Origin of the sequence: Peribacillus loiseleuriae, assembly GCF_001183985.1 — a bacterium.
Lineage (GTDB): Bacteria > Bacillota > Bacilli > Bacillales > DSM-1321 > Peribacillus > Peribacillus loiseleuriae.
This window is the reverse complement of sequence record NZ_LFZW01000001.1, coordinates 1,139,412-1,151,472: the sequence shown is the minus strand read 5'-3', so window position 1 is coordinate 1,151,472 and position 12,061 is coordinate 1,139,412. Positions and strand designations below refer to the sequence as shown.

Here is a 12,061-nt window from a genome sequence, read left to right as displayed (position 1 = left end):
CCTAAGTCGTTTTTAGTTTTCTTTCTTCCTTCCTGCTGTTCGGTATATGAACGAGTAGTACAAGAATCAACATACACAGCAAGCCTATTGAATAAATCCGTGAATGACCTGTTACCCAAGTAGTAATCGGAATTGTCATCATCGATATCAAACCGGGAATTGTAAATCTACGAAACAATAAATAACCGATTCCCATGACAAGTCCTGTCACCAAAATAGCGACTGGGACAAGATAAAGGGTAACTGCTAAAAGAACCACAACTCCTTTTCCGCCACGAAATTGTAGCTGAATTGGCCAAATATGTCCGATTAATAAACCGAAAGCACATAATATAATGACCATTTCGCCGATTTCTATTTGGGTATTAACGATGAGTAAAGCCATAAACACCTTGATAGCGTCAATGACAACCGTAAAAAAAAAACCTTTTTTCCCTAGATGGCGGCCTGCGTTTTTTGCCCCAGCATTCCCGCTCCCAAGTTCGCGAATATCTTTTCCCATCTCCCATTTACTAAGATAATAAGCACCATTTATGCAGCCAAAAGCATAAGAAAGTACAAATAATAATATCGGTTGAGTCATTAAACCGCTCCATTCACTGTACTCAATTGGATTATTTTTCTACCAAGCCTTTTTATTTCCATTTTATATGAAAAGACCACACAAATAAAGGGAATATACTGTATTCTCTCGAAGTAGCGATTACATGCTATATATGTTGAAATAAAGAAGGTATGCCTGAAAGAAAAGTTTTCTTGTTTTGCGCATAATTTTGAGTTTGAATTGTTAGATCTGAATGTCAGGGGAAATTAATGAAATCGTGTATATGAAGGATTTTTTATTTGACGCATATTCTCCAATCTTGTCGCTACGATAAGATGAAATGACTTCCTCAGGCTGCTATTAACGCATCCAATGTCCCATCCTTGCACCTTGTTACACAAATCTAGCCAATATCGCTGAAACCATGGTTGTTGACCGAAAAATGCAAAATAAAAAAGGGTAAAAAAAACGGCTCCATACTAGATGGCCCTCCATTTACTAATGTAGTAAGAGTGTCCAATTAGTCTAAAGCCGTTCACCATCTATTTATTCCTATCCTGCAAGCCCGTTCTTCTGGCCTTTTTGTAGTTCATACATTTGATAATACTTTCCTTTCAGGGCCATCAATTCATCATGATTTCCCTTTTCAACAATTCGTCCTTTATCAAGCACAAGAATTTGATCTGCGTTTTTAATCGTTGAAAGTCGATGAGCTATGATGAAAGTTGTTCTACCTTTTTTCAAAACATCCATCCCGGATTGAATGATTGCCTCAGTTTCAGTATCAATGCTTGCGGTCGCTTCGTCTAAAATGAGAATGGCCGGGTTAAAGGCCAGTGCCCGGGCAAATGAGATGAGCTGTCGCTGTCCAGAAGAAAGCGTACTGCCTTTTTCAATAACCGGTTCATCTAATCCTTGCGATAAGTGACTTAATACTTTATCACCGCCAACATCACGTAGTGCTTTCTCAATCGCTTCCCGAGAAATCGCTTCATTATCAAGGTTAATATTGGAGGCTATTGTCCCTGTGAATAAATAAGGGTCTTGAAGTACGATCCCCATATGCTCTCTTAGGGTTTGATGCGGAATGTCTTGAATATCCTTCCCATCAATCGTAATTTTCCCTTTATTCGTATCATAGAACCGAAATAGTAGATTCATAATCGAGCTTTTTCCTGACCCAGTTTGACCTACCAAGGCAACAGTTTCCCCTTGCTTCGCTTGGAAAGTTATATCCTTTAACACATATTCATTTTCTTTATAACCAAATGATACGTCCTTAAATTCTACATTTCCTTTGTAGCGCATGATGCTTTTATCCTCAACTAAAATTCCTGGTTCATCCAATAAGCTGAATGCTCGTTCGCCAGCCACTAATGCTTGCTCCAGGTTTGCGAACTGGTTGACAATTCCTTGAACTGGTTGCAATAAACGATTGATAAAATCTACAACCGCATACAACATACCTAAAGAAATAGCGCTAGAAACGGTCATAGACATGCCCCCGAAATACCAGATGAACAGCACCAATGCACTTGTTTTTAATATGCCAATTAAATTGTGACCTGTTAGTGAATTTAAGTTCAGCATTTTATTTTGATACGTAAAATGCTCTTCGTTCAATCTTTCAAAAGATTCCTTTGCACCTTTTCCTTGGTTAAATGCTTGAATGATTGTCATCCCAGAAATGGATTCATTGATCATTCCATTAATATCACTGATTCTTGCTCGAATGATATGGTTATACTTTGAAGCAAACTTCCGATAAATAATCGTCCAAATCAATAGGATTGGGACTAGAACTAGAGCTGCCAGTGCGATCGTTGGGTTCAAAATGAATAAGGCAATGAATACCCCGATAATATTAATCGTACTTGAGAAAAAATTCGCAAGAACCGTTACATACAGCTCACGGATCGCTTCTGTATCATTCGTAATTCTAGCTACAACCTTGCCAGCTGGTAATTTATCAAAATAGCGAATCGGTAGCCTCGACATATGCGTGAAGAGGTCATTGCGCATACGTTGGATAATTCGATTTGCTGATTTTTGCAAATAATAGCTTTGGTAATATTGAAACAGCGAGGAGATTAAAACAAGACCGAAATAAAGAGCTACAAGCATGAAAATTCTAGCAATCTCTGGTTGATAAAAGCTCATTAAGTCTTGTTTTTCTAAAACTGTTGCAGGAAACGTCTCCGATTGCCCATTTTTCGTAACCGTTATACCCTCTCCATCTAACTTTCGGCTGCCATCAAACGGGACAGCGTCTTCCACAAAGACAAATTGGGTCCCAACCTGTAGAACCCTGACTTCCTGCCCTCTTGTTTCATGATTTGTAAAATAGTCAGTACGTTTATACCAGTTCCCTTGGTAAGGAACGGCGTCTTTACTTTCTTCTGTTTCGTACCACTCCGATTCAATACCAAGTATATGGGAATCTATGATCTTTTTTGCAACGAACGGGCCTGTTAAATCAGCTGCTACGGAAATGGATAACATGATGAGCGCGCCAATAATTAATTTTTTGTATAGAGTTGCATATTGGTATAGCTTTTTTACGACTTTCATACGTTCACCTCAGTTCCTACCTCTACCTGTTGACGTACATATTGTTCCTTATACCAGCCACCCTCTGCAAGTAGATCTTCATGCTTTCCTTCTTCAATCACCTTGCCGTTATCGAGTACAATAATCCATTGGGCATGTTGAACAGCGGATAGACGATGGGTAGTGATAATTGTCGTTTTTCCGGCACGCTCTCTTTGAATATTTTCAATGATGGTTGTTTCTGTTTTCGCATCCACTGCAGACAATGAATCATCGAGAATCAAAATCTCTGGATTTTTAATCAATGCCCTAGCAATCGAAATCCGTTGTTTTTGTCCACCAGATAGAGCGACCCCTTTTTCACCAACAAGTGTTTCAAGCTTTTCAGGGAGCATTTCGAGGTCTTTCTCGAAATCTGCCAATCGAATGGCGCTCTTTAAATCCTCTTCCGTTGCATCCATTTTTCCAAATAAAATATTATCTTTCACTGATTTTGAAAAAAGAAAATGATCTTGCGGTACATACCCTATCCAGCTACGGACTTCTTCAATCGTTAGCTGATTCACCGGCAAACCTGCAATCGAGAGCTTACCCTCACCAAGTGGATATTCCCGCAGAAGCTGTTTAACAAGCGTCGTTTTCCCGCTTCCTGTTTTCCCGACAATTCCTAATGTATGACCACGTTCAATCGTTACAGATACTTGGTCTAGGTTCACTACTTCAGACATGGGGTACGTAAAATGAACAGAATCAAATGATATATCTTCAGGATGACCAATCAGCTCTGCACCAGGTTCGTTTTTAACATCTACTTCATAAGACATCGTTTCAGTGAGACGATCAAGTGAAGCATTCCCACGCTGCATGATATTTATTAGTTCACCCATCGCGATCATCGGCCAAATCAACATGCCGAGATAGACGTTAAAAGATACTAGATTGCCGAGTGTGATTAACTGCTGAAACACCATATATGCTCCATATCCAAGACCAATCAAATAACTGATTCCAACAAGGATAGAGATGGTCGGGTCAAAGAGCGAATCAATTTTTGCCACTTCCAGGTTCTTCTTATAGACATCTTCCGTCATATCATAGAATCGGCGCTCATCTTCTCGTTCTTGAACATAAGCCCGAATCACCCGAACTCCCGCAACAGACTCTAGCACTTTATCATTCAAGTTACCAAAAGCGGTTTGTGCTTCTGTAAACCGTTTATGAATTCTTTTTCCATATACCTGCATCATGACTGCCATTATTGGCAGAGGTAAAACGGCTGTGATTGTTAATGTCCAGCTGATCGTAGCTCCCATCACAAGCAAAATCGTTAACGTAAACAAAACAGCATCTGCAAGTGTTAATATTCCAAATCCTGCTGTCATTGAAATGGATTTTAAATCATTTGTTGCTCTTGCCATCAAATCGCCAGTTCGGTTTTTTTCATAAAAAGTAGGTGTCATTTTCAGTAGATGGCTCATAAATCCAGTCCTTAGCTTACGTTCGACCAAGTGACCGCCGCCAAATAGTAAGTAACTCCATAAATAACCGAAAATATAGCTTGCCATGCCAACGGCTGCTAAATAAACGATATACCGAATGATCCCTTCACGAGTTAATGCTCCATTATGAATATCATCAATTGCCATCCCAATCAACTTCGGAGGAATGACCTCCATGATATTTACCAAGCATAAAAATAAAATCGCCATCGTGTATCGTTTCCATTGTTCCTTAAAATACCAGGACAACTTTCTAAAAATCGAAAACATATACTTCCCCCCTTGTTATCAAATCAGCCTTCCCTATCCACTCTCTGGATCTCCTACACTGAATAGTCTCACGTTTTTAAGTACTTTCATTTTCATTTCCTCCTTAAGGTTCGTCTTACTTATATTGAAAGGATGCGAATGCATCTATTTCAAAAAAACAAAAAGCTCCCGCCACTTAGCGAAAGCCTTTACACACCTTTACGTTCAAGCTAGAACGCAAACCATATAAAAGCGCAAGCCACGATAATGTCGCAGCCTGCGCTTGAAAGAAGCACCAGTTAATAGCTTTGTCAAAACGTCAAGACAAATTATTTGGGTAGGCTGTGATTATATTCATAATGATTCGTTTATGATTTCGCATAGCTAATGTCATCATCACGTTCGCCTCCCATTCATTGGATTTTTTATACATTTCCGTTGAATAGATTACTCCAGGTTAGTCACTTTGTCAATCGTATTTTTGTTATTTTTAAAATTATTTGTATTTTTTTTATATACAAGCACTTTTTTACCTAGAAGAGGTTGTTCAATAAGTCCGGTAACAAAGCTAGCGAATTGTGGCATCGCTCATTCATGACATCCTGTGCGCAACACAGAAGTCCGTGCTAAGATCCGGTTCTCACACGTATTATTGTATACACGAAAGGTTTGAGGTATGAGCTCCTCGAACTTCTCGGCTCTTTTTATCCTCCTTTTTGAACACACAGAATCGATTTATTGAACTATATCCCGAGAATTGACTTGCAATCGTTTTTTTTATGTCTACACCTTAAATGGTAACCTAACTGAAAAAGACGAAAAAATATCCTCCTAACCCCATTGCTACTTCTCTTGATGGTTCTTGAGTGGCCACACTTTGAATTTCACTTCACCAATGATGGATTTCATGGGAATATACCCAAAGTAGCGACTATCATTACTAATCAACCGGTTATCTCCCAAAACAAAAACATATCCTTCAGGGACGGTCGAACTTCCGGTTATATCTCTTAAGGTAAAATCCCCCGTTAACAGCATTGTCGCTTTGAGTCGTTCTTTCGCTTTCAATAAATAGGATTCTGGATGCGGTTCTCCATTGATATATAAAAGGTCATCTTTCATTTCCACAGTATCCCCTGGCAAACCGATTACTCGTTTCACAAAGTTTTCATCTCCGCTAGGTGCCCGAAAGACGACTGTATCAAACCTACCAACCTCACTCATTTTACTGATGATTACACAATTACCATCCTGATAGTTAGGCATCATGGATTCACCGCTCACCAAAGTAGGTGTAAATAGAAAGATATGGCAAATGAAAACCATCACGATAGCAATAGCACATGCCTTAAGGCACAATACAATTTCACCTTTAACTTGATTAAAACTCATCCAATCCCTCTCTTCAACAGTGATTACTATAAGTTTACCATTCTTTTTTTCGAATAATATTAAGGTTTTGAAAAGTTATCGAAAAAATCTTCATAGTACAAATGAAGGCCATCCACATAATGATTGGATGACCTTTAATTTATTCATACGTCGTTTATCGGGCCTTGCCTCCATCTACAGATATTAATTTATGAGAGTTTTTATATTTTCTATTCATAAAGTAAATACTGAGACCTTATTTTCTTAAAATCATCTAATTCTTTTTCCCACTGTTTCTTCATATCTTTCACGCTTCGTCCTTCTTCAATTCCTTGTCGAATCCAACCATTTCCTACAAGTTGGTCGAAGAATGAGATCCCTGCCCTATTGGCTGCCTGGAATTGAAATTGATCGGGATATAAGTCATGAACGATCTTCATCATATGAAGTCCAGATTCAAATGATTGGAACTTCTTCCGATCTGTTATGTGGATCTGTACACCATGAGATAGTTGATTGGCAAACTTAGAATTGGCCGGTATAAACGATGCTGCTCTAAACATTACTCCAGGTAATTTGAGAGCATTCAAGCGCTGTGCCAAATCCGTTCTATTGATAAATGGTGCGCCGATTAATTCGAAGGGCTTTGTTGTTCCTCTTCCCTCTGAAATATTTGTTCCTTCAAACAAAGCTGAACCTGAATAAACAATCGCTGTATCGAGAGTTGGCATGTTTGGAGAAGGTAGGACAAATGGTAGAGACGTATCATCATAATACATGTCCCGTTTCCAACCTTTCATCTTGACAACAGTTAAGCCGGCACCGATGTTGAACTCTCTATTAAATAGTTGTGCCAATTCCCCTACCGTCATCCCATGCCTTAGCGTAATCGGGTAATTCCCTACAAATGAAGCATACTTCATGTCTAAGACTGTCCCATCAACTTTTGATCCGGTCAATGGATTTGGGCGATCCAATACGATGATTGGGATGCCTTTTTCCTTTGCAGCTTCCATTGCATAAGCCATCGTATAAATATATGTGTAGAATCGTGATCCTACATCTTGAATATCAAACAAAAGCACATCAATCTTTTCTAACATTTCAGATGTTGGCTTCCTCGTTTGACCGTACAAGCTATAAACAGGCAATCCTGTTATATCATCCAGATAAAACTCTACATATTCACCTGCCTGTACAGAGCCGCGGACACCGTGTTCAGGTCCGTATAAAGCAGTCAATTCAATTTCATCGTCATTGTAAAGGAGATCAACAATACTAGTAAGCTTCTTATCTACACCAGTTGAATTGGTAATCACTCCAACTCTTTTTCCCTTAATTAGCTCCTTTTGTTCAGAAAGCAATACCTCAATGCCTAATTTTAATTTTTTGTCTAGTTTTCCATTTTTCGCCGAAACAATAGGTAATGATGATAGGACGAACATCACAGTCAAAAGCATAACCAAACTTTTCTTCACGAATTCCCCTCCTTCGTTTTAAAAAGTCAATCCTTGTCCATATTTGTATAGAATTCCACCATCTAACGTAGGAATCTTCACAGGAAGCTTGCCTCTGGGATTCACTTTTCCGAAAATCACTGCCCCAACAGCTTCAAAACTGGCCGTTTTAAATCCATACATGGCGAGATACGAATCAATCGTTGGGAACGCCATGACATCATATGGATTACGGATTCCGATTCCAATCACTGGAGCGCTTGTTTCAGCCATCACTTGATTGATCATTTTCATTTGCGGGTTCAAAAGTGAGCATCCGGCTACAGTCAAAGTATGTGACCCAATAATGACTACTTTAGCATTACGAATCTTTTCCCATTGTTTAGGTGATAAAGTATAGTTTATACTCGCCTCAATGACCGTTATATGTTGATGATGTTTTTTAACCGCATTTGCTAAATCCGTGAGATATGTTCGTCCAAGGACGACAATTTCATCTCCTTCTTTAGGCCGTAAAGGTAATATGTGATTGTTTTTTACTAGCGTCATTGATTTTTCAGCTACTTCTTTTTCAATTTTTTTATGTGCTGGAGAACCAACAACACTTAGCGCATGGGCAATTTTTTTATCTATTGGCTGAGGTGTTTCTTCCTTTATAATTTCCCGCTTGATTTTCAACGTGAGAATTCTCTCGACAGATTGTTCAATTCGTTTTTCTGAAATTTCCTGTGTTTTAACCGCTTTAACTAAACCTTTAGCAACATCTACCAAACCAACAGGCATTAATACGATATCTGTACCCGCTTTTACAGCGCGAATTGCGGCATCAACTGATCCGAAATGCTCGGCAATGGCATTCATATTCATCGCGTCTGTCGTGATAACACCTTTAAATTTCATTTCTTTTCTCATCAACTCTGTTAAGACTCTGGAGGATAATGTTGCTGGAAGGGCAATTTCTTCGCCTGTTTTTTGCGATATGACCTTCGTATTGTCGACTTTAGGGAAGGTAACATGAGCTGTCATAATCGCATCAGTATTGGCTTTCATTGCCTTTTGGAAAGGATAAAGTTCAACCTCCTTCAGCCTTTCTTTGTCATATGGAATTTCAGGCAGACCTAGATGGGAATCGATAGCTGTATCTCCATGCCCCGGGAAATGCTTGGCCGTCGCTACAACTCCAGCTGCTTGCATTCCTTTGATATATGCTGTTCCAAGCTTTGCGACAAGCTTTGGATTCTCTCCAAATGATCGAACACCAATCACTGGATTATCAGGATTATTATTCACATCCATATCAGGTGCAAAGTTCATGTTAATGCCGAGTGAGGCCAATTCCTCTCCAATCGCCAGTCCTACTTTCTGCGTTAATTCAGGTGAACGTGTGGCTCCTAATGCCATATTTCCAGGCATATCAGTTCCAGATTGCAGCCGTGTAACAACCCCACCTTCCTGATCAATCGCTATCAGCATTCCATACTTATCAGCTACTTGTTGATAATCCGCAATAAGCCTCACTGTTTGTTCTCTTGATACGACATTTTCATGGAATAATATCACCCCGCCTAAATGATACGCCTTAACAAGCGCTTCAATTTCAGGAAGCATTTTCGTTACATCACTGCCTTTCCACGTTCGGAAGTCTGGCATTAACATTTGCCCAACCTTTTCTTCCAATGTCATTTTTTTAATCGCTTGATTGATCACGTCATACCTTTTCCCTTTTTTCTTCACAAGCTCACCTTGCTTCTTGTAACGAACACCGATTTGATCCTTTAGTTTTCCTTTAGAAACCTTAATCTGGGCGCTTCCCTTCTTACCGGTAAACTCTACTTTCCCTAATTGATCAACCTTTGCTACCTGAGGATTGGTTGACCGCCACTTTACCCCTGATGTTGTGTGTTCAAAATGACCATCTTCATATCTTTGAATCGCTTTTAATCCAAATGAATGCCCTGCAATTGTTTCTGTTTGAGGAATATTTTGAAAAATAATCAAGTCTTGGATCGTATTATTCCCTTTCTTTGCTTGAACAGAACTGACTACTACTAGTTGGGAAATTATGATCGCTGCAATCATCGTATACTTCCCTATCATTTTCATCGATTGACTCATTTCTTTCCTCCTCCAATTCGTCATTCATAGCGTTCCCTTTTTAAGAAAAAATTACCTAATATTTTATGTAACCGTTAACAATTAACGCAACTGAAATAGGTACTTACGGCTATATGAATTTTGCACTTTTTAACTACATTAATATCATGTTTTATTTCATTATATAACTCTGATATATAGCACTATTGTTTTTTGACTCATATTAGCCCAATCCTCTAGGATCAACGGGCGAAGCGTGCTTTCTCTCTTGCTTCATGGAGGTGATGCTACCAAAAAGATTTTTACAACAGCATAGCCAATTAAAATATAAAAAGGATAGTCCATTTTACTATCCTTATACTTCTTTACTAAATTTCCTGTCTATTTAATTGGATAATACCTACCGCTAAAACAAGAACGATTAGGAAAAATACGCTTAGTAAAGGTCCAGCTATTTCAATCATGTTTCCTTTCATAAACTCATTTGCGCTTTCCACCAAACCATGCGGCAAATTGTCTACCCATGAAGCTTGGATGAATTTAGGAAGATTCGTAATCAATAGATAAACAACAATGGAGATAGTTCCAGCTGCAACAGGACTTTTGGAAAAAGTTGAAGCGCAGATTGAAAATGTAATAATTAAGACGATAAACGGAAGATAAAGTAGAATACCTATGATCGTATCACTCCAAATTAGATTCCCTGAAAATAATACGTTTGTATAGTATGCGGCTAACAGCATCCCAAAGATAAAGCTCCCAATAGAAAGCAACGAATAAACCGACCATTTTGCCAGTAAGTAAACGGCTCTGCTGACAGGTTTGACAAGCACCATCGCTGCCACTCCTTTGTCTCTTTCACCAGCAATACTTCCCATTGAAATAAGGATTAAAACGATGACACCGATCAGTTCAAAATTACTAAACGCAGCTGACATCACTTCTGATGTTGACTGTTCAGGAATTTTAATAACAGTCCCTTCAGGCATATCACTCGCTAATAAATCAGGCAATAGTTTCATCGAAATGGGAAAACTGATCATTAAGATCGCAAAGGCAATCGGTACGAAAATGATTTTATACGTACTTATTAGTTCTTTCCATTCTTTTTGGAACATGCTTATGAAAATCGTCATGTTATCGCACCTTCCTTAAAAAGATATCTTCTAAAGAAGGTATATCTACCTGATACGTGACAAGCATGGCACCTGATTGCGAAATAAGTTTCGGCAGTTTGGCATTCGCTATAACTAAGTCGTTAACAGTCAGAGTATAGTCTGCAATATTCACATGAATGTTCTTGACCCACTCTTGTTCAGCTAAAACCTTTGTTAAAGATTGCTTTTCTTCTGAAATGGAGAAGCGAATAACTGGAATTGTGTACGTTGATTTTAGTTCTTGCATGCTAGATAACAAAACCAGCTCACCTTTATCCATCATGATAATGTGATCTGCTATTTTTTCGACATCCTCTAGTATGTGGCTGGACATAAAAATCATCATATTGTCCTTTAACTTCATGATCATTTTTAACACTTCATGGCGCCCAACTGGATCTAGAGCAGATACTGGTTCATCGAGAATTAGCAGTTTTGGCCGATTCATTAATGCTTGCGCAAGACCCAGCCTTTGTTTCATGCCTCCACTATAGCCTGAAATTTTCCGGTCTCGTGCCTCCCATATTCCACAATCTCGTAAAAGGCTTTCTGTCCGCTCTTCAATCGTTTTCTTATTTAAACGAAATAACCGGCCAACCCATTGCATCCATTCTTTCCCCGTCATATATTCATAAAATGCTGGGTGCTGAGGTAAATAGCCCATTGTTTCTGCTAATTTTTCTTTCTCTTTTTTGACATCTAAACCGTTCACTTTCACAATTCCGGAAGTGGGCTCAGAAAGTCCTACCAACATGCGAATTGCTGTCGTCTTTCCAGCACCATTTCTGCCGAGAAAGCCGAAACAGCCATTTCCTTCAATTGTAAAACTAATTCCATTCAGTGCCTGAAATGAGTTATACGTTTTCGTAACATTCTCACAGTGTATCATTGTACATCTCTCCTTCGTGAACTCATTTTGTTTTTTTTCCAAATATAAAATAGAAAATCGGACCAATTGTGCTAAAAATTATAATCACTAGTACCCAAACTAGCTTGTTTTCCCCCTTCACCATTCTCCTTTCTCGTTTGAGTAAGTCTCGCAGTGCTACACCTTTTAAAATGAGTTCAAAAATAATAACTGGAAGCAAAAGCTGAATATATTCCACAATGATTCTCTCCTTTTTAATTAGTTAATTAAGT

General features: G+C 38.7%; 9 protein-coding genes. All 9 read right to left on the bottom strand.

The features are described from left to right. Nucleotide 1 precedes the first annotated feature (1 nt). A complete protein-coding gene (locus tag AC625_RS05170) occupies nt 2-583 on the bottom strand; it encodes a glycerol-3-phosphate acyltransferase (protein WP_049680297.1) in 582 nt (193 codons plus the stop codon). Nucleotides 584-1,096: 513 nt separating this feature from the next. Next, nucleotides 1,097-3,115, bottom strand: a complete 2,019-nt coding sequence (locus AC625_RS05165; RefSeq protein ID WP_049680296.1) for an ABC transporter ATP-binding protein — start codon at nt 3,113-3,115, stop codon at nt 1,097-1,099. Continuing rightward, a complete protein-coding gene (locus AC625_RS05160) occupies nt 3,112-4,863 on the bottom strand; it encodes an ABC transporter ATP-binding protein (protein ID WP_049680295.1) in 1,752 nt (583 codons plus the stop codon). The genes AC625_RS05165 and AC625_RS05160 overlap by 4 nt, the downstream gene beginning before the upstream one ends. 822 nt (nt 4,864-5,685) lie before the next feature. Then, nucleotides 5,686-6,234 (bottom strand): signal peptidase I, encoded by a 549-nt coding sequence (lepB, locus tag AC625_RS05155; protein WP_049680294.1) that lies wholly within the window; start codon nt 6,232-6,234, stop codon nt 5,686-5,688. A gap of 209 nt (nt 6,235-6,443) precedes the next feature. Then, on the bottom strand, nt 6,444-7,673 hold the full coding sequence (locus tag AC625_RS05150; protein ID WP_156187634.1) for an exo-beta-N-acetylmuramidase NamZ family protein: 1,230 nt from the start codon (nt 7,671-7,673) through the stop codon (nt 6,444-6,446). A 36-nt stretch (nt 7,674-7,709) separates the two neighbouring features. After that, the gene (locus AC625_RS05145) at nt 7,710-9,785 is read right to left on the bottom strand and encodes a glycoside hydrolase family 3 protein (protein WP_156187423.1); all 2,076 of its coding nucleotides are present in this window, start codon (nt 9,783-9,785) and stop codon (nt 7,710-7,712) included. Between the two features lie 347 nt (nt 9,786-10,132). Further along, entirely contained in the window at nt 10,133-10,900 is a 768-nt protein-coding gene (locus AC625_RS05140) for an ABC transporter permease (protein WP_053178015.1), read from the bottom strand. Between the two features lies 1 nt (nt 10,901). After that, nucleotides 10,902-11,810, bottom strand: coding sequence for an ABC transporter ATP-binding protein (locus AC625_RS05135; protein ID WP_049680292.1), 909 nt, complete (start codon nt 11,808-11,810; stop codon nt 10,902-10,904). A 22-nt stretch (nt 11,811-11,832) separates the two neighbouring features. Further along, nucleotides 11,833-12,027 (bottom strand): PLDc N-terminal domain-containing protein, encoded by a 195-nt coding sequence (locus AC625_RS26445; RefSeq protein ID WP_156187422.1) that lies wholly within the window; start codon nt 12,025-12,027, stop codon nt 11,833-11,835. Between the last annotated feature and the right edge of the window lie 34 nt (nt 12,028-12,061).